This is a genomic window from Algoriphagus sp. A40, from assembly GCF_002002735.1.
In the GTDB taxonomy this organism is placed as follows: Bacteria; Bacteroidota; Bacteroidia; order Cytophagales; family Cyclobacteriaceae; genus Algoriphagus.
Map to the genome: position 1 here is coordinate 192,574 of NZ_MUNY01000042.1, position 24,158 is coordinate 216,731.

Sequence of the window (24,158 nt, forward strand, 5' to 3'; positions counted from 1 at the left end):
CCTATCCATTTGAATAGATGCAAATCAGGAATTGGTTAATATGCTCTTTTTGATGAAAAGATTAGCCGCTACATTTCCGGTATTCAAATTGATTTTTGATGGCACCTTGACTTCGCTCGGTGTCCGTTGGGATCTTTGTTTTGGATGGGGGAGAAAATGCGGCTTCGCCGCATTTTCTCCCCCATCCCTCAAACTTAAAACTCCGGTGGCCGAGCGAAGTCGAGGCCACCTTGTAGCTTATAACCTACTGTCAAAGGGGATATTGCCATTACTCCGTTTTCAAACTCCGCACAGGATTGACATAAGCCACGCGAAGTACCTGATAGCCCACAGTCAGGGCAGCGATCACCAAAGAACTACCTATGGCCACGACGAAGGTCAATGCGTCCAGTGTGATCTTGAATTCAAAATCCTGCAGCCATCCGCTCATAAACCACCAGCCGACCGGCGCCGCTATCAGAAACGCAATCAGTATCAGCCGCACAAACTCCTGCCCAAACAGCCAGATGATGTGTGGGACTCCCCCGCCCAATACTTTGCGGATGCCAACCTCCTTGGTCTTTTGCGAAATCATAAAAGAGATCAACCCATACAGTCCCAAGCAGCCAATGAAAATCGCAATAAAGGAAAAGAACTGAATTCCTTTGAGTAAAGTATCCTCAGCTTCATAAAACTTGGCGATATCCTCATCCAAAAAGGAATACTCAAACATCTTGTCGGGATATTGCTCTTCCCAAAGCGCTTGAATTTCCTCCATTGTAGCCTTCACAGAATTACCATTGATTTTGATGGCAAAATTGGAATACATGTCACTCGCAGAGGTGATCAAAGCAGCAGAAATCGGCTCGTGCAAAGATCTGTCGTGAAAATTGCGTACCACGCCGACGACTTGACCACTCATCGTCCCTCCATTGGCATAGACCGTTTCACCCAAAGCCTCCTCGTAGGAGGTGATACCCAGACTTTGAAGCATGGCTTCGTTGACAATAACCTCCCGAACGGTATCCGAAGGCGTGAGATTCCTGCCAGCCAGTAGTTCTAAATCAAAAGTGGAAATGTAATCCGCATCTGCCAGTTTCATATTGGTCAGGAAATTCACTTCCTCTGAGTCAGTTCCAAAACGGATGGAATTATTCCAGGAGTCATAAGAGGACGGAGCCTGATAGCAGAGAGATACTTTTTCTATTCCAGGCAGGCGCAAAAACTCATTTTTCAACACATTCATCGTATTCAGAGAATCGCCTCCGAGCTTCACCATCACAACGGATGACTTGTCAAAACCGAGATCTGCCTCTTTGGCAAACCTCATCTGATTCATGATCACAATCACGCCAATGATCAAAACCTGAGAAATGGCAAACTGGGTAACGATCAGAGAACGCCGGGTATTGAAGCCGCCCAATTGCTGGAAGGAAAGCTTCCCCTTCAGCGCAGCTACCGGTTTGAACCCAGTCAAAATAAAGGCCGGATAACAACCTGCCAAAAGTGTAATCAGGATATCCAATCCTAAGACAAACAGGACCAAGGTGCTGTCTGCAAGGAAATTGACGGGGATTTGAGTATTGAAGAAATCATTGATATAGGGCACCAAAGCATATCCCGCCAGTACTGCCACCAGAATACTGATCGTCGCGATAATCGCCGTTTCAGCGATAAACTGCCAGAAAAGCTGCCCACGGAAACTGCCCAACACCTTTCTCACACCCACTTCCTTGGATCTTTTCAGCGCTTGCGCAGTGGCGAGATTGACGAAATTCACACAGGCTGTGATCAGCAAAAAGATCCCAATTGCAATCAGAATTCCAATGTCAGACTTTTCCATTGCCCCACCATATTTACCATCGAAGTGGATGTCTTGCAGAGCCTGCATTTTGTAGTGATGGACATTTTTGCTGGTTGGCCGAAACTGCTTCACAAAAGGCTGCATGGCTTCTTCCACCTCGGCAGAACTCACGTCTGGTCGAAGTAGCACATAGCAATACATCCCGGACATTATTCCTCCCCAAGCCTCATCACTGGCCAGCCAGGGATTGAAATCTTTCATCGTGACATAGGAAACAAAGATCTCCGGCTTGATATCCGTATTGGAAGGAAGATCCTCCAAAACTCCGGTAATCCTGAAAGGCAAAAAATTGTCGTAAGTGATCACCTGACCGATGGGGTTTTGGTCGCCAAAATATTTCTTAGCCAGCCTTTCGGTGAGAATGGCTGTATTGGGTTCATTCAGCGAAGTTTCGATGGATCCTTTGGACAGCGGGAAATTGAAAATCTCAAAAAAAGCAGGCTCCGTAAATGCAAAACCATCCGGCTCTTTGATCAGCTGCTTTTCCCCATTCTGCTCAAAAGAAATCACAGCATTAGATTCATGAAACATCCTCGCGACCTTTTCCCCATAGGTATGGTTGTCTCTCAAAACTGCCCCCAAGGGTGAAGGGACATTATTGGTAAATGAAACTGTTTCCCGGTGTTGCTCCGTGACGACGCGGTAGATTCTGTCTTTGTTTTGGTGAAAATCGTCAAAGCTCAGGTGATGCTTCACCAGCACAAAGATAACGATGCAGCAGGTGATGCTGAGTGCCAAGCCGGCAATATTAATCAGAGCATATTCCTTGTTTCTCAGGAGCGTCCGCCAGCCAATTTTAAAATAACTTTTATACATACCGTAATTGTTTAAGTTCTGATAGGGTCTTCTGGGCCGAATAATGCCCGGACGAAAAAGCAGGAGTACATCGAGCGCAAACTTCCAGTCTGCTTTCCGCTTCCCAAGCTTCTCGAAATTTCTGTCGTATACCTCAAACAGATCACCCTCGATATAATCCAGCATCCTGGGATGGCAGAACCATCGTAAGAAACTCAGGAAAATTCCGGGTGGTGAGGGATCATGATTTTTCATAGCCTAGATGCCGGCAAGATTTGATTGCCATATCGTCTTGGGGATAGCAGACCAGAGTTCGTCTCGGGTTTCTTTGGCATGCTGGATCGCCTTTTTGCCCAAGGCTGTGATTTCAAAATATCTTCTTGGCCTCCCTGCCCGTTCTTCGGTACTTTCTCCGGCAAAGGATTTTAGGTAGCCTTTGTCTTCCATGCGGTTCAGCGCCGTGTGAAGCGCCCCCATACTCACAGTCCGCTTGAGTCTGGATTCGATCTCGTCTTTGATCGCCACACTATATGCGGCATTGCTGAGAATCCCCACCGTCAGGATGACGATTTCCTCAAACTCCCCTAACTGATAATCTTTCATAGGCATGATAGTATTATCTAAATGTAGGAATAATATTCGTGCCAATTTTAAAACCGTTTCCATAGGCTCATTCAGACACATTTTAGGAAAACAGGCTGTTCGGGAACGGGCAAATCCGGGCGATGATGGACTATTTGGAAACCTCTGATCAACCTTTGTCAGCTCAAAATCTCATTCCCAAAACTCTTCCCATTCAGTACCTGGAATTATTAAAACCATTCTCTTTTGTGGGTGGATGAATCTTGATACACCCATTGAAAAAAACGGGTTTGAAAAAAAATCATTTTAAATCAGCCCACCGAGAATGCCCAAAATACAAGAAACAAAAAAACCGAAGCTTTCGCTCCGGTCTTTTGACTTTATCAAACAGCTGTGGTCCGATAGCTATCGGACTGCCGTCCGTTGGCAGATTTACTTCAACGAATTAATCCATCTGGCGATCTTCAGCGCTTCCTCTTTTGGTACCTGAGGCATGGCTGCCATCGGTGTGGCATATCCTGGCCAGTTTTCAGGCTTTGGATTATAGATCAGCTCGACCATCTTTTCGGGGGAATAGTTACGCTTGGCAATCTCGGTAAAGGGCGGACCAACCACCTTCTTGTCTTGCTGATGACAAGCTGTACAGGTGTTTTTGGTCAACAAGGTTTTGATTTCAGCTTCCGTTGGGACTGCTGTGGCAGTTGGTTTGGCAGCAGTTGCAGCGGGTTTTGTCGCTGCAGTGGCTGGCTTCACAGCCGCAACTTCAGCTACCACCACCGGCTTGGGTTTGATCACCATCTTGTCTCCTGAAGGAATCTGATTCAGTGTGTAGTAAGCATCTGTATGGACCAGTTCGTGGGAATTGATTGCCTCACGGATGCCGGGCAGGCTGATTCTGTGGACATGGTACTGCTGAGGATCTTTGATGGCGATCCTTACTTTTCTGCCGTCTTCAGAAACCTCCACACCCAGGATTTCATGATCCATTGGTCTGACAGGCGGACTTCCATAAACTGGGAAATACTTGTAGGTAAAGCTGGAGATCATGTAGGAAGTCAAGTCCTCGGCTGATTTCTTGTCAATTGGCTTGGTAAACTCGATTTCGAATCCGTCCGGCTTGGCCTTCACCGTTCTCATTTCAAAAGGAGCCTCACGGTTCCAAACCAGGCGCTGCAAACCTTCATTGGCATCGCCGGCAGAACCCCAACCACGGTTGGTTTCTCCCACAAAGAGTGACTGATCTTCTGCGAAAACCATTCTTAAAACTCCGGATTGAAACCCAGCTCTAAAATCAATGGAAGCACCTTGATAGACGCCGTTTACCTTTTCCAGCATGATTCGCATGATCTTGCTTTGGCCTTGATCACCTACCAAGATCTGCCCGCCGAATGGTCCCCAGTAGTTGTCCGGGATCATGATAGGCTCGGAATTGGAAATCCCGTGGATGCCATGCGGTAACCAAACCGCCGGAAGTTTAATTGCAGGCAGAGATTTTTCGGCTTCTGCCAAGGTGATAAATGGAGCGTTTACGTCATTTGCCGGTTTGATATATCGACCGTTGGCATCCTTGTTTTTCATCGGATCTATCACTGCATCAAACTGCGCGCGGGTGATATTTACCGGAGAATTCGGGAGGTCTGTCCAGCGAAGTCCCGCAGGGTTACCGGAGAAATCTCCTTTTTCCAGATGCCAAAGTCCACCGGAACCCATGTAATCGCCCTGGTTTTCAGTGTAAAACACTTCTCCATTCAAGATACCTGGACCCGCAGGAGACCTCATACCCGTAGCAAAGGGTTCGATTCTTCCATCTGGATAAATTTTCAAGGTCCAGCCTCTGTAAGGAACCCTGCTTTCTCCTCTCCACCATTCTTCATCCCCAAAAGCCACATTGGTGGTAACAATAAACGCCCCGTCCGGAGTGATTTTGGGACCAAAACTGTACTCGTGGTAATGAGCTGAAAGTGGCCAACTTGCTATGGTCTCATACCAATCCGCTTTTCCATCCGAGTTCAGGTCGGTCAGTTTGGTCAATTCGCCCCGCTGTACCATGTAAAGCGACCCTTCATGATAGGCCAAACCCAGGATTTCATGAAGACCGGAAGCAAACTTCTTGAAATAAGGCCTTTGGGAAGTGGGATTTTCTACGATAAAAACATCCCCTCGACGAGTAGATACGCCAAGGTTTCCGTTGGGAAGCATGGCCAATCCACCGACTTCCAGCAGTGTGCCTTCAGGAGCGGGAACTCTGAGGATCTTGAAGAAATCCTCTTCTTTTGGTGACTCCTGAGCAAATAGAGAAAGGCTCATCCCTAGCGCTACTGCACTCAGAGTCAACGTTTTCAAATTAATATTCAATCGAAACATATCTTTTCTTTCTATTCAGGATTAAAACAAGAGGCTATAAGTAAGCGAGGTCGTGACAGGCAAATAGATGCCGTCGGCACCGACTTTGGGAGCATTTGCAGAAACAAGAAAAATCCCAGTCTCTTCGATCAGATACATATTATCCGACACTTTGGTGAGCGTTTTCCCCGGTGCAACAAACACCAGCAAAGAATCACTATTGCCGGTAAGCTGCAGGATACGGTCAATGCCCTTTCCGTCAGTTTTTGCCTGAATCTGGTCGTTCAACCCGATCCCGTCCTTAGACTGGGAAGTAAATCTCAGCGCACCGTCACCCAAGATCTGGTAGCCTTTGGCCTGCCACTCTTTGGTCACCGCACTGTAATCCGCATTGTGAAGTAAAGGTGATCCTTGGTTCAGTTCGGTCACCACACCCACTGGTCTGGAAACTCCATTGCCACGGCTGTCCCACATCGGTGTAGCATCCAAAAATCCACCTCTCCAAACTCTTAGGAGCTGGTTGGAATTCAAGTCATAGGAAAAATTCGCTCCGGATGAGGAAGAAACAGAAATCCCATGGGAAATCTTTTTGCCGCCCGGCAGCTCGATAAAGGATCTGAGCACCGGAGTTTCGCTGGCATTCACCAGGATCGGATCAGTGGACCAAAACTCCGCACCTGCAGGTTGACTGTAAGTCTGATCCCACATCCCCTCGGATCGGGCGCTGAGCATAAATCCCTGAGCAGTCCAGTCGGTCGGCTTGGACACCCAGATCACATAGGAAACCTCTCCGGCCTGAAGTGCTTTCTCGGTTTGGATCATTCCCCCCTTTAGCACAGGAGCTTCAGTGGAATTGCCAATCTGGATTGCTCCAAGACCGTTGGGAACCGACATTCTGAAGGTATAATTACCTGCTTTTTTCACTGATATTTTTCCTTCAAACTTGCTCAGGGAAGAGGAAGTCAAACCGGCTACAAACTCATCGAAAGATTTGATTTTGCCAGATGAAGAAGCTTTTAGCGTATTTTCAGCCGGAAGCTCAGTATAGGCACCTGGAAATACCTGATAGGAAATCTCACCAAACTCAGGCGCAGGCGTATCGTATCGCTTCACTTCCAAAGACTGGATCGCAATGGGGCCATGGTCACCCTGAATCCGAATCGGGCCTTCGGCGACTTCACCGCCAGCCATGGCTCCACGGGTTGGGCCGAAAAGCTCCACGTCTTCGTGGATGGTCACTCCGTTGAGGGAAGCGGATATGATACGGGCATTTTCAATTTTTTCACCGGAAGGAGAAAATCTCGGGGCTTTAAAATACACCTTCAAGGTCTGCCAAACTCCGGGAGCTTTGCTGGCATTCAGACGCGGGGCGTAGCCTTGGTAGCCTTTTTGGCCATCCGGCTTGGACTCGTCCCAGCGCTCATAAATTCCGCCGTTGTCTCCGGCTTTGACTTGAGTTTTTGCCCAGCTGTCCAACAGCTGAACTTCGTATTGTCCCTGCAGATACATGCCGGAATTTGACCCCGGTGCCATCATATAGACGAGAGTCACTTCTGTGTCTCCAAATTTCTCGGTGGAAACAATGTCGGCTCCGGGTTTCTTTTTGGTCGGCGCATTGAGAATAATGCTTCCTTTTCCTTCGGAAAGGAGCTCATGGCTGGACTGAAGGGGATCAGCCCAAACCTTGGCTACTTCAATCCAGCTTCCTTTGTTGCTTTCGAAGGAAGCCAGCTTGAGCTGGGTTTGCGCTTGAACGGAGACGGCCGAAAAAATCAGGGCCATTCCCATCCAAGTCGATTTGTGGTTTGAGAACATAAAACTTTGAGAATAATGAATTGGGGCGGAAATTAGCTTCGGAAGCCTAGACTGCCAAGCTAAAATGGAAAGACGGTGAAAATAAGGTTGAATTTCAAGTGAATACTGCCTGTGAGCGGGGAGAACTCCTGCTGGATTTGGGTGTCAAAACTCCTCTTCAGACCGTCAACTTTCTTAAAGCTGTTTAGGAAAGATCGACCTGATAAAGCGCCTCCAGTTGCTTTTCGGTCACTTTTTTAGGTATCATCCGGAAAAAAGAATTCCTCAAACCCATCAGCAATGGGTTTTCCAATTGGGCGATTTTACCCAGCCTCCAGGAATCTTTGACAATCTTTTGTGTGCGGGGAAGTCTTCGCTTTTCAAATTCCAGAAAAGCCAGGGCTGGATCTGAATTTCTCTTCAGACAGCAAGCCAAAACTGCCGCATCTTCGATGGCCATACAAGCTCCCTGTCCCATATTTGGAGTGGTGGCGTGAGCCGCATCACCGATCAGAACAGCGTTACCAAAAGCAAATTGAGAAAGCGGTTCCAGGTCGAGGATATCATTCCAGATGATCTGATCGGGTTTTGTCCCAGCCAGGACTTCGGGGATGGGAAAATGAAAGTCCTTAAAATTGGCTTCCAGGTCTGCCTTAGTATAGCTTTTTAGAGAAGAATTGGGAGTTGGAGCATTGATGCATGCGTACCAGTACACCTGTTTTTTGGATAAAGGTGTAACTCCAAACCGTCCATTTTTGCCCCAAGTTTCGGAGGTTTCGGCAATGTTCAATCCGGAATTGTCCATTACTCCTCTCCAGCAGGTATAGCCGGAAAAGCGGATTTTCGCATCCGGCAGCAGTTGTTTTCCGATGGAAGAGTGGATCCCTTCCGCCACGATCAGGTACTTGGCTCTGATCTGCTCACCGTTTTCAATCCGGACCAAATAGCCCTCAGAATCTTCGCTAAAATCCACGGAGCGCATCCCGGTAATGACATTTTTTGGTTCAAGCTGTGCCAATAAAACCCGGTGCAAATCTGCCCGATGGATGGTGAAATTGCTGATGCCAAAGCGGGAATGTGCCGGATCTGTATCCGTTCGGGTGATAATTTGACCTTTTTGATCATAAATGGAAAAAGCCTTCAATTCCCTGCCCTCCGGAATCACCTGATCCGCAATGCCGATCTGAAGGAGTGCCATCATCGCATTGGCGGCCAAGGCCAAACCAGCCCCGACGGGCTTGATCTCGGCGGCTGCTTCGATTACGACAGCTTCAATTCCGATTTGCTTCAAGGCAATGGCCGTGGTCAAGCCGGCTATTCCGCCACCGAGAATGACATAAGGGTGTGATTTCATTTGATCTTTTTAAAAAGGTGTATTCAAAAAACTACGCCAAGTTTTAGAGATTACCGACAGAGGTTCAGATTGACCTATTCCCCCTTTTTTTAATGATACATCTCCAAATTTGGACTAGAATTCAAAGTGGAACTCGCCAACCCAAATCCGAAATCCCAATCTTGTGCTGAGCCCAGTCGAAGCATCCGACATCCGAAATCAATTTCCCGTCTCAAATCCCCCCGCCCTTTTTTCCATGAATCATTTCCAAATCTAGACTAAAATTCAAAGGGGGAGTTGTCCAATCCCAAATCCGATTTCCGAAATCCGAAACTTGTGCTGAGGGTGTCGAAGCATCCGAAATCATCAGTCATCCGGCATCTGACACCGGAAACAGTTCCTTCTCGAATCTTCTTCGGTCTTCCGTCTCCGGTCTTCCGTCTTGAATTCTCCTTAAAGCCTCCGATACATCACATAGACCGGAATCATGCCCAAACTGGGATGGTCAAAAGCCTCAGGAATCTCGCCCACAATCGAAAAACCCAGTTTCTTCCAAAGATTGACTGCCACCGTATTGCTTTTCACCACATAGTTAAACTGCATGGCCAGATAACCCAAGCGCTTGGCTTCCGCAAAGGAAAACTCTGCCATGGCTTTTCCAACACCTTTTCCACTCGAATTCGAACTTACCATATAACCTGCATTGACCACATGGGATCCACGGTCGGGCTGATTGGCTTTCAGGAAAAAAGTCCCTAAGATTTCACCTTTCAGTTCAGCTACATAGGTCTCTTTGTCCGGAGCTAGCCAATAAGCCAGCATTTTTTCTTTGGAAGAATCCGGAGAAAACACGTAGGTCTCTCCCGCTCGAATGATCGGCTCGATGATCTCCCAAAGTTTGGAGGCGTCTTGAGGAGTGGCTTTTCTAAGAATTAGGTTTTCCATGGCTTTTTCAGAAATCCGGTTGACAAAAATAGTTGCTGGAAATCACTTTAGTCACACCCAAGTCATCCACGGAATCATCCCAAAATACATCAGATAAATTGCTGCGATCAAATGCAGGCAACCTAATAAAAACATGGGATAAAAAACCATCCTCTTAACTTTCACCCCTTTCCATCTCCAAAGCATGACAACCGAGGTGATCGCTCCAACCGCAAAAAGAATCGAAGTGAGCATCAATCCGACAGATAACAGGGTGGGGCTTGAAAAAAGAATATCAGCATTTTTCAATCCTGTCCTTTGGAACAGTACGATCATGCAGAAAAACAGCGATGTGACCCCAGGTATCCCGCAGACTCGCAATGCATTCCGAAAGGCTTTTTTATTGAAAAAAAAGGCGATGGTCGAATATCCCCAAGCAAGAAATCCATACCCCATCAAGGCTATCCAAAGTCCGAGCAGCAGAAATTGGCTGATGACACGGACACCCGAGATGTGTTTCAACACCAACTGATCTGTATACAACACGGTTCCTGCAATCGGATCTTCGGCAATAACCAAACTAATCTTGCGGGAATTATCATCTGTAAACGTGGTTGCAGAAATTGGTGTGTAGCTCGTGGTCGGGCCGGGCAATATCCAGGTCTTGGTCAAACGACCTTCGGACATGGCTATTTTTTCGATGTTGAAAAAAACATCCTGGTAGAAGCGATTTTGACTTCTCGGGTTGATCGCCAAATAATATCCTTCCTGAACTGAGATTGTACCCTCATAAGGAACAGTATCTGGTGGAGTCGTTGAAAGTCCATTCTGCTCAAATTCCCTGACGAGGGTAGCCAGTTCCTGCATCGCCCGACCATGGTTTGCATTAATCAAGATGACGTGACCTGTGCCCTGTTCAGGCAAGTATGCCAATTCGGACAAGCCTCCGTCAATAGCTCCCTGGTGACCATGGTAGGTAAAACCGTTCGAAATGCTCGTGAAATTACCCAAGCCATAGCCAAGAGCTAATCCAGCTTTGGCGCCTAGCGTGCTTTTGGGTGTTTCCATCCTGGCGATGGAAGTGTCTTGAAATAGCACAAGCGATTCTATTTTCCCTCTATTCACCAGTAATTGTAGCAATCCGGCCATGTCTGCAACAGAGGAATTCATTGCTGAGGCAGAACGATAGAGTTCATGTTTGTAAGGCACTTCCTCCATCTGCCAATTGTAAGTTGGGGCGGCCCATTGGCTGAACAAATCATCCTTGAAAAATGTAGAATGGCTCATTTGTAAAGGGCTCCAAATTTGATTCGCGATAAATTGCTCGTAGGAAGTTCCCGCTATTTTTTCCACTACCGCCGCCACTACTCCGTATCCCACATTGCTGTAGGCAAACCTCGAACCCGGAACCCACCTGGAAGTCCTCGTACGTGGACGAAAATCCAGCGCTTTTCCCAGGGAGACGGGAGGGAATTGATTGTGCGTCATTTCAGTCACATGCATCTCATCCCAACCTGTGGTGTGTTCCAATAGGTGAACGATTTTGAGTGGATCGGTTTCTTCCCATGGATTGTCAAACACCAGTTCGGGCAAGATGTCAGCAACTTTATCGTCAAGAGAGAGTTTGCCTTGTTCTTGAAGTTTAAGAATAGCCAGTCCTGCAAACATTTTGGAAATCGATCCGATTCTAAAAATAGTTTGCCCTGTGGCGCCCTCCTTCGAGTGCCGCGGACATGCACCGATTTCTTCAATCCAAGGAGCTTTATCCGATCTGACCAATGCAACTCCGACACAAAGTCCGGGATATTGATCCACGATTTGTTGGAGATCAAAACGAAAAGCCTCCAATCTTCTGATCCTGGTGCTATCATCAGAAACAGGCTGCTTGGATTCAGCCAAAGCCTGAAAAAAACACCAACTAAAAGCGAAAAAAAGCAACAACTTCCGCAAGATTAAAGGCATTGGATTGCTAGAGATTTGTACCGATTCCAAGTCAAAGGGGACAATATTACCAAGCTAGGGATATTTCCAAAAAATTTCGCCTATCATCAATGCATTCTGTGTGGCCATAGATACAAAGTTCAATAGTTCCTTTCCACCCATTGAGCAATCCGCTTCAAATCCCCCTACCCCCTTTCACTGAGTTTTTGTTCCAAAAAGCATTTTTGAATAAAGGGGGAGTTCGTCCCAAATAGCCCGATTGTCTTAATTCCTGGATCTGTCGTCTTAAATCTTATGTCTTGATTCTTGATTCTCAAAAAAAACCCAGACTGAACTTTCAATCCGGGCGGGTAATTAAACAACCTTTTGCCTATTTTATTTTTAGGACACAAACTCTTCCATCAAGCTGACCGGTCTGAGTTCAAGTTCTCCGAATTCCTTCTCCAGATTCTTTTTGGAGACATATTCCAATTCGAAAATCAGTCCGTTGATGAAGACCTCATCCATGTGGAGGTCATTTTTCAGGTGGAGATTTCCCTGTCTTCCATTCAGGTTGATCCCGTAGGATTCAAATACCTTGAATAGTTTTTTAGCAACATTCATCCCTTTCATATCAGTTGGTTTATTTTCAATATTCATTCTTCAGTTTCCAATACAATTCCAATACAGCTCCTGTGCCTGTCAGGAAATAGGCCAAAAAGACCCATTCTTTCGCTCCCCAATGTCCCACTAACAATTCGGACAAATTCAGGAGCAAAGGCAACAACCCCACTAACAAACACCCTAAAGCCACCCTAATTCGGAAACGCGGATCAGCTGCACCTGACCCTATCCAAAGCAGATAAGTCAAAAAGGCCAGCATCAACCCTCCAACGGCTTTCATCGAAAAATCCAAAGCTTCAAACCCAAATCCCGCACCTATAAGAAGTAGGTAGGCCAGGAAAAGTTGAAACAAGGCCAGGGCCCGAATCCCCAATTTGAAGAAATCAGGCCCCTGCTTAGTCTTCATCATCAACCAATCCGGATCAGACGTAAGCTGCGGCCTCAGATTCAAATTCCTCCACAGGAGTATCATCCAGCTCGATTTGCTTCTTCTCTGCCTTGCCGATTTTCACCAGCATGCGATCAAAGAGGTAATATATCACCGGCACCACGATCAGTGTCAGGAACATGGACGAAAGCAAACCACCGATAATGACCCATGCGAGACTGTTTTTCCACTCGGCTCCGGCACCACCTGCCAGGGCGATCGGAAGCATACCGATCACCATCGCAAGCGTAGTCATCAGGATCGGTCTGAATCGGATCTTCACCGCTTTCAGCAAGGCTGTCTTCACCTCCACTCCAGCTGCTTTGAGCTGGTTGGTAAAGTCAACCAAGAGGATCGCATTCTTCGCTACCAGACCCATCAGCATGATCAGGCCCATGATGGAGAAAATACTCAGGGTTCCTTTGGTCAGTGCCAAAGCCAACAACGAACCGATCAATGCCATCGGAAGGGAAAACATCACCACCAGCGGGTACACATACGAATCATAGAGCGCCACCATGATCAAGTAGATCAGAATGATGGAGGCAAGCAGGGCAAGCCCCAAGCTTCCAAAGCCTTCACTTTGGTTTTTCATGTCCCCGTCATAGTTGATCTGAACTTGCTGAGGAAGATCCATCTGGTTAATCGCCGCTGTCAATTCTGCTCCAACTGTTCCTGAAGGAATACCTGCCACCTGAGAAGTGATCTTCACGGAGCCTACCCTGTCACGGCGCTCTAACTTGGTCGGCCCTTCGGACTGATTCACCGCAGCAAACTGCTCCAACTTGATCAGCTGGCCTCTGCTATTGAGGAAGGTGATGTTTTGAACATCAGAGATGGATTGACGATCAAACTCGTTCAAACGAATCTGAATATCATACTCGTAGTCACCATCGGTATATTTGGAGTCTTCGTTTCCGTTGAAAGCCACTTGGAGCGTTCCACCAACCTGATCCATCGACAATCCCAATTCATTCATCTTGTAGCGATCTACCTCGACACGGATTTCGGGGTTACCCGCTTCCAGCGAACTTTCGATCTTTCTTGATCCCCGGATTCCAGCAAGGATATCCATGATTTTTTCCGCGGTCACCTGCACCGAATCCCTGTCAGGACCAGACACAATCACCTGAATCGGAGCGTCGTTGGCCGTACCCATGATGGAGATCGGAACAGCGGTATATTCCGCTCCGGTGATTTTCTCCTCCAGGTCATTTTCCACATTTCGGGCAAAATCAGGTCCTGAAAGGGCTCTTAGCTCCTTTGGAACCAACTTCACAGAGATCTCAGAAGTAAAAGGAGAAGACTGGGAACCAGTAAACTGACCACTCGCCATACCCACTGTGGTAAACACCTCAGTCACTTCCGGCAAGGATCGCAGATACGCTTCGACTTCCTGGGTTTTGAAATTGGTCTGCTCCAGCGTCGCGTCTTTTGGCAGCTCCATTCTCAGGATAAACTCCCCACGATCTCCCTCAGACACGAATTCACTTCCTATAAATCCCATACCTACCAGGAAAAATGAAGAGACAAAGAGTGCGAAAGTCAAGATCAACAGGACAGCTTTGTGCGCAAATCCCCATCTCAGGATACCGAGCAACCAATCCACAAAGGCATCCAAAGCGCCTTCAAATCCATAGACGAACTTTCCGAAGAAAGAATCCTTGCTCAAATGCTCGAGTTTGGAAAAGCGGGAGGTCAGCAGTGGAATCAGCGTAAATGCCACCAGCAAACTGAAGACTGTCGCCATCGCCACCGTGATACTGAACTGCTTCAAAATCCCCCCGATCAAACCTCCGGTCAAAGCCAGCGGTACGAATACCACCACAATCACAAGTGTAATAGAGACGACCGTCGCGCCGATTTCGCGGATACCATCGTAGGATGCCTGAGCGATAGTCTTGCCCATTTCCAGGTGACGGTAGATGTTTTCGATGACCACAATCGCATCATCTACCAGGATACCTACCACCAGCGAAAGCGCCAGCAAGGACATCAGGTTCAGCGTAAAGCCCATCAGGTACATCACCGTAAACGTCGCGACAATAGACGCTGGTACGGCGATCATCACGATCACCGCATTTCGGATACTGTGTAGGAAAAGCAGCATAATCAAAGCCACCAACACAATCGCAATCACCAAATCCTTGATCACATCATTGGCTGCCTCCAGGGTAAACTCAGAAGCGTTCTGGGAAATCTGGAACGAAATCCCCTCTGCTTGATAAGTATCTTCCAACAGCTTGAGCTCATGCTCGATGAGCGCAGATACTTCCACCGCATTTGCATCAGACTGCTTTTGGATGTTCAATCCGATCGCGTCATTGTTGTCCAGTCGGGCAAGAATAGAAGCATCCTTGAAGTCATCGGTCACCTCGGCTACTTCCTTGAGCTGGATCGGAGATTCGTCAGGTCGGTAGGCGATCACCAATTTTTCCAAATCAGAGACATCCTTGAATTTCCCAGCCAAACGGATCAAGACCTGACCGTCGTTGTTTTTCAAGCGGCCGGTCGGGAAGTCCAGGTTACTTGAATTGATCTTTTGCACAACCATAAGGGGAGAAATCCCATAGGCTTCCAGCTGATTTCTGTCCAGGTTTACTTTGATTTCACGCTCGGTTCCGCCCATCATGTTGACTTGCGCTACTCCGTTGATTTTGGCAATCGAAGGCTGGATTTTGTTTTTGATCAAGTCAAAAAACTGCGCCGGATCGAGATTGGAATAGACCGCCATCTGCATGATCGGCAAGTCGTCCAAGTCAAATTTTCCCAAGCTTGGAGGATCTGCGTCATCCGGCAGATCACCCAATATCGCATTGATCTTTCGCTGGGCATCCTGCATGGAAATGTCCACGTCGGTGCCAGCCTCCAGTTCGATGGTAATGATCGAGATACTCTCCTGAGAGATGGAGTTCATGGATTTGATTCCCTCAAGAGAGGCCACCGCATCTTCTATCTTTTTGGTCACCGAGGTCTCTACTTCAGAAGGCGCGGCACCGGGATACACCGTGGAGATGGTCACCACGTTGGTTTCCATCTTTGGCAACAACTCGTACGACAGCTGGCTGTAGGAAAACAAGCCCATCAGCGTCAGCACGGTAAAGAGAACGACGACCACCGTCGATCTCTGTATGGATAGTTTTGTGATATTCATGCTTACTGTACTTTTACTTTAGTACCTTCTTTCACATTGATCAAGCCGGAAGCAATCACTTCGTCACCTGCTTTCAAGCCTTCCAAGACTTCCACCATTCCATCGTCCAGAGGATTGATTTTCACCGCGCGATAGACGGCTTGGCCATTTTCGATGAGGTAAACTCCCGGATCTTTCAGGCTTCCTGCGATAGATTTTCGGTTGATTTTCAACACTTCTTCATCTTGGGAAAAATTGAAATGAGCCGTGCCAAACATACCTGGCTTGATTTGCTCCGGATTGCCATTCATGAGAAGCACGACTTCGTACTTGAATGCGCCGTTGGCTTTGTCGGAGATGAAGTCCACTTTTCCGCTAAATTCCTGTCCCGAAATCGCGTTGACTCCGACTGTGATCAGCTCGCCTTTTTTCACTTTGGAGATCTCCCCTTCGGTCACACCGACAGAAAGCTTCAGCGGGTTCTTATTGATGATGTCTACCAATGCCATTCCAGGGCTTACCAAAGTTCCCAGCTCGAAGTAGTCTTCATTGATAAAACCTGAAATCGGAGCTTTCACCTGAGTGTCTTCCAGTCTTTTTTGCAGAGCAGAAAACTGTGCGTCTGCAATCTGGAATGCGGTTTGATTTTCCTCTACCTGCTTCTTGGTCACGGCGTCGGTATTGGCCAGATTCTCGAATCTCTTCAAGTCTTTTTCAGCCTGGTCACGGTTGAGCTTGGCAATCGTATAGTCAGAGCGGATCAAACGATCATCGACCTGGACGATCAGATCGCCCTTTTTGACGTAGTCCCCTTTTCTCTTGAGGATTTTGGTGATCGCACCTGAGGTCTCAGACATGAGCTTGAGCTCCTGAGACGGCTCAAACACACCGTTTGCTTCGAAGTTTCTATTGACGATCTGGTTCTCGACCTTTTCCACAGTCACAGAGATAAACTCACTCGACTTCATCGCCGACTCAGCAGCTTCATTCAGTTCCGTTTTGTTGTTGTAAAGCGTAAAAGCGATGGCGCTGACGCCAATGAGCAAAAATCCGATAATAAGTATTTTTTTCATGATAGGTAGGAGTTGGCGTTACTGAATGAGGTTTTTGATCTTGCCTGTAGAGTTGAGGATATCCAGCTGGGCAAGTCGCACTTGGATAATCTGATTGTTGTAGTTTCCTTGAGCTTGTCTTCCGCTGGCTTCTGCAGCCAAAAGATCGGTCAGGGGACTCAGCGACTCTTTGTAGAGCAACTGCGTCTCGGAGAGGACATCATTGGACAGCGCCAGGTTATCTTCCAGTGACTTCAGCGTGCTCAGGGAATTGTAGTATTTATTTAGCGCGTTTTGGTACTCAAGCTGAGCAGCATCAGTCGCCTGGAATTTATCCAACTGGAGCTGCTCGGCATTGACTTTGGATTGAGCGGCTTTGTACTTGGTCTGTCCGCCGTTGAAGATTGGGATCTCCAATTTCAAACCGATCAGGAATCCTTGGTACCAACCGTGGCTGGTGCTGAGGAAATCAAAATCCTGAGAAAAAGCACTTTTGTTGAAATCTGCGAATCCCACCAACTGAGGCATGTGTTCCGACTTGATGTTTTTATACTCGTATTCGTAGAGCTGCTCCTGCACACCCAGGATTTGGATGTCCTTTCTGTCTTCGACATGCAACTCCGCAATCTGAAACTCCTGCACCATGTGATTCATGTCCGTCACCTGGAGGTCAAGGCTGATCTCTGTGTCCACCGGAATACCCATCACCAGTTTCAGATAGCCTTCGCGCTGGTAGATAGCAATCTCCAAATTCTCCAGCTCGGCGCGAACTGAGGTTAGATTCACTTTGACCCGGTTGAGATCCACCTTTCGTGCTAGGTCATTGTCGTACTGTGCCTGTAGGATTTTTTCCAATCCCTCGAACTGGCTGATAGTCGCCAGGAGGTTTTCCTTCTGAAGCTCCAGTTGGATCGCTCCGAGATAGTTCATAGCGATCTCGTGGATCACATCTTCCTCAGACTGTTGGGCTAGGAGGTTGTAAAACTCCTCCCCTGTTTTGGCAGCTTTCAGGCCGATCAGATAAGAGTTGCTGTAGATCAACTGATTGACTTGCACTCCAGCCTTCAGGGTATGGGGCACGCCCAGAGAGATCACTTGAATCCCCTCAGGATCTCCTCCGAAAACTCCCCCAGGAACCGCCTGTGGATACACATCAAGGAAATCGTTGTAATCACCGTAGGCGGAAACCTGAGGAAGTCCAGCCCCTCTGATCTCGTTGCGCTGATACTTGGCCTTGTCTTCATCGAGCAAAGCCTTCTTGTAATTCCTGTTGTTCGCCAATCCGATTTGGATGGTTTCTTTCAATGTCAGCGGATCCGTGAAAGAAAATTCAGGAGCCGAATTTTGAGCTGACAATACTCCCGGAATCAAAAGAGTGATTGCGTAAATCAGGTATTTTCGAAACATTGTCTTACTTGGTAGTTATTTTTGATATTAATAGTTGGTTCTGTTTTTAAAGAACTTTTGGTTCAAATTTTTTTAAGCCTTTTGGCCTCTGAAGTTTTTGAAAAGGGTCGGAATTTCCTTTTTGAAGAAATCCAGGAAGCTTGAAAATTCCACTAGACAGGTTTTAAATTCAGTACAAGTAGATCCCTCCCGCACTTTAATCACGTCATCGATAAACTCCTTCATCTTGGTGATTTCAAGCATTTCTTTCTCCAGATCCTCACTCCAGTTTTTCATCTGGAGCCTAAAATATCTTTTCCGGTCGCCAGGTTTGGTATAATAGGTAATCCTGTCTTTTGCCTGAAGAAAAGTGAGTGCATTGCTCACGGCACTCTTGCTCACTCCGAGCATCTCAACAACCTCCTCAAAGGTTGCCTCTGCCTCTTTGTGCACCAGCAACAGTCCTATGATTCGACCGACCAAGGGCTGCATGCCTTTATGCTCATGGAAGACTCCGATTCTTTCAATCAGTTCTTTCTGTTTTTCAGTTAGCATAATTTGTGGGTTTGCCTTCATTAACGCAACAAAGATAACTTGGTTCAGTTGGTTCTCAAAAAAAAGAACCAACTTTTTGTTTTAAAATTTATTCCTGAATTATAAGGTAAAAAATAAAACACACTTAAATGCAAGATTCCCAGATTCTCGATCTTCATTGAAATTCAAAGAATCTGACAAAATTAAAATTGGAGGGTCTCGAACCAGTGTCGAGAAATATTGCATTTTGGAGATATCTTCGCAGTCAATATCACCCAAACCTACATGTCTTCATCCTCCAAGTACCAAAAAATTCCGGGCCTTATTATGGCTATTTCATCCGCGGTTTTATGGGGGGTATCAGGCACCTGCGCACAATTTCTTTTTGAGCAGAAGGGATTTGATCCTGCCTGGCTCGTGTGTTGGCGAATGTTGATTGCGGGTTTGATTTTGGTGGGATTTTCTCTTACCCGAAAAACAAAAGACACTTTCACAATTTGGAAAGATCCGATGGATGCCATGAAGTTGCTCTTGTTTGGAATACTGGGAATGGTCGCTGTCCAGTTTACGTATTTCTACAGCATTTCCCTTTCCAATGCCGCCACTGCCACGATTTTGCAATACATCGGACCTTTGTTGGTCGTGGCTTTTTATGCAATCAAGAATCGAAAATGGCCGATAATGGCTGAATATGCATCACTGACTTTAGCTTTAATCGGTATTTTTCTATTGGTGACACATGGATCATTTGATCAACTGGTCATCTCAGAAGGTGCTCTTTTCTGGGGCCTTTTGTCCGCATTAGCCTTGGCTTTTTATACCATCCAGCCTGTTGGACTGCTCAGAAAATATTCCCCTGCCTCAATCACAGGTTGGGGCATGCTGGTAGGTGGATTAGCTTTTGCGTTAGTCAGTAAACCCTGGGAATTTCAGGGAACTTGGGATTTTGAAGCAGGAGTTGCATTTACCTACATTGTCATATTAGGAAGTGTGGTTCCCTTTTATTTTTTCCTAAAATCGGTGACTATTATTGGAGCCACTACTGCTAGTTTATTGTGCAGTGTTGAACCTTTGGCGGCAGCAGGAGTAGCGGTGTTTTGGCTGGGAGTTTATTTCGGACCGATGGATTGGTTGGGCACGATTTTCATTCTGATCACCATCGTCTTGCTTACCCTTAGCACCAAAGGGAAAGAAGTGAAGGCAACTTCCTTAACTTCCTGAAACAACTATTTTTCTACTTCCGATTTCAGGCCGAAGGTTTTCCTTTTGCTCACTTTCGCTCAGAATCGAATAGCCCAACTCCTGGGGAGAAGATCCAATCCATTGAGTTTTTCTGCCTTCGATAAAAATTTTCTTTGAGTTTGGATCAATACTCAAAACTGCAAAAAGCGGTTCAAAATAAGGGCAGGTGAATTTCAGGGAAGGAAATTTATTATGGACTTCTGAGGGTAGACTTTCATGGGAAAGCTTTTCCCCTACCCAATAATAGGATGCTGAGTTGATATGCACATAATTTACCCCTCCGACAAAAATTTGCTGGTCGACATGTGTATGGCCATTGATTGCCAATAGAATTTTTGAGGAAAAACGGCTCAATATCTTTTGGATCTCTTGGGGATTATCGATGGTATAAATTCCGGCAATTGGCTGATGGGAGACAATCAAAACAGGTTTCTCAGCCTTCTCAAGTTGATCGATCAGCCAAGCTTGTTGGACAGGGCCAATGTAGGAGGCATAACCACCCTTGTTTTTGGAAGATCCGGGATCATTTCCGTCAAGAACTATCATCAGAATCGATCCCAGCTCAATGGAATAATATAAATCCTTCATTCCAAAGGCCTTGGCCACTTGTTCCCTAGTAAAACCTCCGTCCATATCGTGATTTCCCAATACGTGGAATGCTTTCGGATGGGAAGCATTATAAGCCTGAATAACCTTTAAATTTTCCGTTTTGGGAATGGCAAAATCACCCATTTGGACCAAAGCATCGGGATTTTCCCCTGCCATGCTTTCCAAAAAAGTGCGGAGCCTGGTCTCACTGTCATGGATGATATCGACATGCAAATCTGAGATCAACCCTATTTTAAGCTTTTGATTTGAGGTAAAAAGTCGAACTGTGGGCTCCGGAATGGATAAACCCAACAATGAAAAGGAACTTGTTTTGAGAAAATCTCTTCTGGAAAAGTGAGCCACGAATCAATACAGGGTTTCGGATGAAGCGATAATTTACTCCGCCAAGGTACTGCAAAACCGGTCGAAAACCTGTACAAATTCGAGGTACTGGTCTGCCTCAGAAGGCTTGACAATATAACAACTAGCCTGCTCTTGGTAGCTTGTCAAAATATCGTCCTGTGTAGATGATGTGGTAAGCATGATGACCGGTATCTCACGGGTCAGGATATTGGACTTGATTTCCTGAAGTACTTGATGACCGGATTTGAGAGGCAGATTGATATCCAGAAAGACCAGGTCTGGTCGTTTGCTGTTTTTAAATTCTCCTCGTTGGAAAAGAAAATCAACCCCGTCTTTTCCATTGGTGACGACTTCGATATCGACAACATATTTACTTTCCTCAAGTGCTTCAGAAGTCAAAAGCACATCCCCTGGGTTGTCCTCAATCATCAAAATTTTTAATCTCTTCATTTGGACATGTTTAAACAACAAGATGCATTCTAGCTCAGACAAAAATAATTCTTTCTCGATTCCTAATCCTTCTTAGGCTTGCCTCTCCCGTTTAGACGTTTAATTTTTCCATTAATTCCTTGTACAGTCCGCGTCGGATCGGAATACCAGTATCTCCAAGATTTACTTTTTTAGCATTGAAAGAAATAATAAAAGCAATATTTACCAAAAAGGATTTGTGGACTCTCAAAAACTTATCCTGGGGAAGTTTCTCTTCAAAACTTTTCAAGATATCCCTTACCAGGTAGGATTTGGCTTTGGTATAAACTTTAGTATAGAGGCCGTCGGCTTTAAGATAAGCAATCTCTGAAAAGGGAACGGGCACCAAATAACCTTTGTCCATGATTTTCAGGGATCCTTTTGATTTTTTCTCTTTTCCGGACTTTTCTTCATGACGTTTCAAACCAAAGAAAACCGCGGTTTTAAGACTGTCCAGCGTAAACGGCTTGAGTAAATACCCTTCGTGAATGTCAGAGGAAATTCGCTCAAGATATTCTGTCCCCGAATATGCCGTACTGAATACTATTGGAAGATTATACTTTTCACGGATTTTATAGGCCAGATCGATTCCGTCCAAATCACCGTGAATCAAAATATCCATTAGCACAAGGTCTACTTCATTTTCCTCCAAAAACTCCAATGCACTTTTGGCATTGTCAACCACAGAGGCGACTTTGTAGTCCAGGTTGGAAAGGATTTCACTGATATTATTAGCCAATTCTACCTCGTCTTCGACGATCAGGATTTTTTTCATGAATTCAATTTATAAAACTATACCCATACTATTCCCCGAATTACTATCCATTGATCTACCATTGCCGACTAGCTGCAACAAAATGTAAATGTACTGGAACAGTGAAACTTTGATAGTCGCCCTACCCTCTATAAATTTCGACTAGATGCAATACAAGGGCCTCAATTGTAGGCTCAATCTATCAAAAGTCTTGATCTCGCTTATTAATTGATTAAATATTACATTGTTATCAAACGCCTTGACCATCGCAGACCAGGATTCTTTTCGGCCTCCACTTCCCTCCGGTTTTTCGGAGGAAGAAATCTTCCAGTTGTTTATCAATCAATCGGAAGACATTCTGGTATTGACTAATGCCGCAATGGAAATTGATTACATATCCCAATCCCTGGAAAAGCATTTTGAATTTTCAATTGCCGATTCAATAGGCAAAAGAATCGACCAGGTATTGGAAAATTTCCCTCCACTTCCTCTGATGAAGACGGATCAAAAAATGGTCATTCCTGTGGTAACTCCATTTTCCAAAAGAAAATTTCTTCTGGAATTCCAATTCAAACCTCTTTATAATTCCAATGGCAAAATCCAGGCAGTTTTTGCCATTGGGCGCAACGTGACTGACAGGGAGATTTCCCTGAAAAAATTCAAGGATACCGCCTTCAAAGAAAAGGAGCTCAATCAGCTAAAATCCCGCTTTGTCTCGATGGCATCACACGAATTCAGAACACCCCTTGCCACGATTTTGAGCAGTGCTATGCTGATCGAATTGCTTTTGCAAAAGGAGTTTGGACCAGATATAAAAGCCAGGATCATCAACCACGTGGAAAAAATTGTAACTCAAACCAACAGATTGACTGAAATCACCAGTGATGTTCTTTTACTTGAAAGGAGTATCCAACATGAAATGAAGATTCAGGTAAAGAAAATTCCGATCTCGAAGTATGTCAAAGACCTGGTGGAAATAATCAACCAGGAAAATATGGAACGCAGGATAGTGAAATATTTTGGACCGGATATCGATAAAATTGTCCAAACCGATCCAAGTTTGCTGAATCATATCCTTCGAAATCTAATTCTGAATGCCTTGAAATATTCTGAGGGAGCGATGGAGCCCGAGGTTCACCTGCAATTCCAGGCAGGATTTTTCGAAATCAAAATCAAGGATTACGGGCTGGGTATCCCGAAAGAAGAACAAGAACATATTTTTGGGTCATTTTACCGAGCCAAAAACGTAGGGAATATCAAGGGAACCGGCCTGGGACTCAATATCGTCAAGGAACTAACAAAAAAATTAAACGGGGAAATCTGGTTTACCAGCAAATTGGGAATGGGATCTGAATTTTATGTTTCTTTTCCGTTTCGCTAAACTTTTTAGCTCTATTTAATCTTTGAATCGGAAAGCATGTCTTCGATAATATGGATTCCGGGGGAAATTCTCGCTTCCCTGCCAATCCTTACTCCCTGAGAAATAACTGCTTCTTTTCCGATGACACTTTCTTCCTCCAAATAGCTATACCCTCCAAATCTTACTGACTCTTCCAGGTAGCAATAGTTACTGATCACTGTCTCATGTCCTATGGAACAATTCCTGCTGATGGTATTGAAATCACCTATCAAAGTACCGAAATTGATCAGGCTTCCATCCAAAATGAGATTCCCTTTTCCAAAAATACAATCTTTTGAAACCCAGGCATTACTGGAAAACAAATTGGGGAAATCAAGGGAGGGATGATAAAACAGTCTCCGAACCACATCGACCTTTTCATTTGGACTTTGAACTGCCAATACCATGGCAATTTTTTCCATTTCCATCACTGATTCAATGGTTCCCAACACCGGCAAGCCACTTAGCATTTTGCCCTGAAGTTTGGGATTGTCATCCACAAAACCAATCAATTCATGGCGCAAACGGAATTCTGGATAAGTTTCCACCAGGTATTCTCCTAATTTATTTGCCCCGGCTATGATCAGTTTCATGTAAAGATTGGATTGGATCCTATCAACCCTTTGAGAAATTAGCAAACTAATTTTAAAATAT

Annotated in this window: 19 protein-coding genes; 2 read left to right on the forward strand and 17 right to left on the reverse strand. The window is 45.7% G+C overall.

The annotated features are described in order from the left end of the window. Positions 1-268: 268 nt before the first annotated feature. The 13 genes from B0E43_RS27160 to B0E43_RS27220 form a co-directional block, all read right to left on the reverse strand. Positions 269-2,893 carry an ABC transporter permease gene (locus B0E43_RS27160; protein WP_077347666.1) on the reverse strand — a complete coding sequence of 875 codons (2,625 nt, stop codon included), beginning with the start codon at positions 2,891-2,893 and terminating at the stop codon, positions 269-271. 3 nt (positions 2,894-2,896) lie between these two features. Continuing rightward, a complete protein-coding gene (locus B0E43_RS27165) occupies positions 2,897-3,241 on the reverse strand; it encodes a PadR family transcriptional regulator (RefSeq protein ID WP_077347668.1) in 345 nt (114 codons plus the stop codon). A gap of 411 nt (positions 3,242-3,652) precedes the next feature. Continuing rightward, on the reverse strand, positions 3,653-5,527 hold the full coding sequence (locus B0E43_RS27170) for a c-type cytochrome (RefSeq protein WP_254423367.1): 1,875 nt from the start codon (positions 5,525-5,527) through the stop codon (positions 3,653-3,655). Between the two features lie 78 nt (positions 5,528-5,605). Further along, complete coding sequence (locus B0E43_RS27175; protein ID WP_168171899.1) at positions 5,606-7,345, reverse strand: DUF1080 domain-containing protein; 1,740 nt, start codon at positions 7,343-7,345, stop codon at positions 5,606-5,608. A gap of 217 nt (positions 7,346-7,562) precedes the next feature. Next, positions 7,563-8,711, reverse strand: a complete 1,149-nt coding sequence (locus B0E43_RS27180) for an FAD-dependent monooxygenase (RefSeq protein WP_077347674.1) — start codon at positions 8,709-8,711, stop codon at positions 7,563-7,565. A gap of 432 nt (positions 8,712-9,143) precedes the next feature. Beyond that, positions 9,144-9,635, reverse strand: coding sequence for a GNAT family N-acetyltransferase (locus tag B0E43_RS27185; RefSeq protein ID WP_077347676.1), 492 nt, complete (start codon positions 9,633-9,635; stop codon positions 9,144-9,146). Positions 9,636-9,686: 51 nt separating this feature from the next. Next, entirely contained in the window at positions 9,687-11,576 is a 1,890-nt protein-coding gene (locus tag B0E43_RS27190) for a serine hydrolase (RefSeq protein ID WP_077347678.1), read from the reverse strand. Positions 11,577-11,936: 360 nt separating this feature from the next. Beyond that, positions 11,937-12,194, reverse strand: coding sequence for a hypothetical protein (locus B0E43_RS27195; RefSeq protein WP_077347680.1), 258 nt, complete (start codon positions 12,192-12,194; stop codon positions 11,937-11,939). Further along, positions 12,184-12,567 carry a hypothetical protein gene (locus tag B0E43_RS27200; protein ID WP_077347682.1) on the reverse strand — a complete coding sequence of 128 codons (384 nt, stop codon included), beginning with the start codon at positions 12,565-12,567 and terminating at the stop codon, positions 12,184-12,186. The genes B0E43_RS27195 and B0E43_RS27200 overlap by 11 nt, the downstream gene beginning before the upstream one ends. Positions 12,568-12,580: 13 nt before the next feature. Beyond that, positions 12,581-15,739, reverse strand: coding sequence for an efflux RND transporter permease subunit (locus B0E43_RS27205; protein ID WP_077347684.1), 3,159 nt, complete (start codon positions 15,737-15,739; stop codon positions 12,581-12,583). 2 nt (positions 15,740-15,741) lie between these two features. Continuing rightward, entirely contained in the window at positions 15,742-16,791 is a 1,050-nt protein-coding gene (locus B0E43_RS27210; RefSeq protein ID WP_077347686.1) for an efflux RND transporter periplasmic adaptor subunit, read from the reverse strand. 18 nt (positions 16,792-16,809) lie between these two features. Further along, complete coding sequence (locus B0E43_RS27215) at positions 16,810-18,177, reverse strand: TolC family protein (RefSeq protein ID WP_077347688.1); 1,368 nt, start codon at positions 18,175-18,177, stop codon at positions 16,810-16,812. Positions 18,178-18,249: 72 nt separating this feature from the next. Continuing rightward, a complete protein-coding gene (locus B0E43_RS27220) occupies positions 18,250-18,711 on the reverse strand; it encodes a GbsR/MarR family transcriptional regulator (protein WP_254423368.1) in 462 nt (153 codons plus the stop codon). A 306-nt stretch (positions 18,712-19,017) separates the two neighbouring features. Between B0E43_RS27220 and B0E43_RS27225 the strand changes: the two genes are divergently transcribed. Continuing rightward, positions 19,018-19,911, forward strand: coding sequence for a DMT family transporter (locus B0E43_RS27225; RefSeq protein WP_254423369.1), 894 nt, complete (start codon positions 19,018-19,020; stop codon positions 19,909-19,911). Here B0E43_RS27225 and B0E43_RS27230 read toward each other — a convergent pair. The 3 genes from B0E43_RS27230 to B0E43_RS27240 all read right to left on the reverse strand — a co-directional run bounded on the left by B0E43_RS27230 (position 19,900) and on the right by B0E43_RS27240 (position 22,126). After that, positions 19,900-20,883, reverse strand: a complete 984-nt coding sequence (locus B0E43_RS27230) for a metallophosphoesterase (RefSeq protein ID WP_077347691.1) — start codon at positions 20,881-20,883, stop codon at positions 19,900-19,902. The genes B0E43_RS27225 and B0E43_RS27230 overlap by 12 nt on opposite strands. Positions 20,884-20,916: 33 nt before the next feature. After that, positions 20,917-21,333, reverse strand: a complete 417-nt coding sequence (locus B0E43_RS27235; protein ID WP_077347910.1) for a response regulator — start codon at positions 21,331-21,333, stop codon at positions 20,917-20,919. Positions 21,334-21,424: 91 nt separating this feature from the next. Next, positions 21,425-22,126: a LytTR family DNA-binding domain-containing protein gene (locus B0E43_RS27240; protein ID WP_077347693.1), complete on the reverse strand. Its 702-nt coding sequence runs from the start codon at positions 22,124-22,126 to the stop codon at positions 21,425-21,427. Between the two features lie 238 nt (positions 22,127-22,364). Between B0E43_RS27240 and B0E43_RS27245 the strand changes: the two genes are divergently transcribed. Continuing rightward, a complete protein-coding gene (locus B0E43_RS27245; RefSeq protein WP_139352672.1) occupies positions 22,365-23,486 on the forward strand; it encodes a PAS domain-containing sensor histidine kinase in 1,122 nt (373 codons plus the stop codon). 11 nt (positions 23,487-23,497) lie between these two features. On the opposite strand, the gene B0E43_RS27250 is transcribed toward B0E43_RS27245, so the two are convergent. Next, positions 23,498-24,097, reverse strand: a complete 600-nt coding sequence (locus B0E43_RS27250) for a hypothetical protein (protein WP_077347697.1) — start codon at positions 24,095-24,097, stop codon at positions 23,498-23,500. Positions 24,098-24,158 lie beyond the last annotated feature (61 nt).

Coding starts and splice junctions, on each gene's coding strand:
- B0E43_RS27175 (WP_168171899.1), bottom strand. CDS start 7,345: ATGGCCCTGATTTTTTCGGCCGTCTCCGTTCAAGCGCAAACCCAGCTC.
- B0E43_RS27250 (WP_077347697.1), bottom strand. CDS start 24,097: ATGAAACTGATCATAGCCGGGGCAAATAAATTAGGAGAATACCTGGTG.
- B0E43_RS27160 (WP_077347666.1), bottom strand. CDS start 2,893: ATGAAAAATCATGATCCCTCACCACCCGGAATTTTCCTGAGTTTCTTA.
- B0E43_RS27195 (WP_077347680.1), bottom strand. CDS start 12,194: ATGAATATTGAAAATAAACCAACTGATATGAAAGGGATGAATGTTGCT.
- B0E43_RS27240 (WP_077347693.1), bottom strand. CDS start 22,126: ATGAAAAAAATCCTGATCGTCGAAGACGAGGTAGAATTGGCTAATAAT.
- B0E43_RS27165 (WP_077347668.1), bottom strand. CDS start 3,241: ATGAAAGATTATCAGTTAGGGGAGTTTGAGGAAATCGTCATCCTGACG.
- B0E43_RS27170 (WP_254423367.1), bottom strand. CDS start 5,527: ATGAGCCTTTCTCTATTTGCTCAGGAGTCACCAAAAGAAGAGGATTTC.
- B0E43_RS27210 (WP_077347686.1), bottom strand. CDS start 16,791: ATGAAAAAAATACTTATTATCGGATTTTTGCTCATTGGCGTCAGCGCC.
- B0E43_RS27180 (WP_077347674.1), bottom strand. CDS start 8,711: ATGAAATCACACCCTTATGTCATTCTCGGTGGCGGAATAGCCGGCTTG.
- B0E43_RS27190 (WP_077347678.1), bottom strand. CDS start 11,576: ATGCCTTTAATCTTGCGGAAGTTGTTGCTTTTTTTCGCTTTTAGTTGG.
- B0E43_RS27215 (WP_077347688.1), bottom strand. CDS start 18,177: ATGTTTCGAAAATACCTGATTTACGCAATCACTCTTTTGATTCCGGGA.
- B0E43_RS27225 (WP_254423369.1), top strand. CDS start 19,018: ATGGCTATTTCATCCGCGGTTTTATGGGGGGTATCAGGCACCTGCGCA.
- B0E43_RS27220 (WP_254423368.1), bottom strand. CDS start 18,711: ATGCTAACTGAAAAACAGAAAGAACTGATTGAAAGAATCGGAGTCTTC.
- B0E43_RS27185 (WP_077347676.1), bottom strand. CDS start 9,635: ATGGAAAACCTAATTCTTAGAAAAGCCACTCCTCAAGACGCCTCCAAA.
- B0E43_RS27200 (WP_077347682.1), bottom strand. CDS start 12,567: ATGATGAAGACTAAGCAGGGGCCTGATTTCTTCAAATTGGGGATTCGG.
- B0E43_RS27205 (WP_077347684.1), bottom strand. CDS start 15,739: ATGAATATCACAAAACTATCCATACAGAGATCGACGGTGGTCGTCGTT.
- B0E43_RS27235 (WP_077347910.1), bottom strand. CDS start 21,333: ATGAAGAGATTAAAAATTTTGATGATTGAGGACAACCCAGGGGATGTG.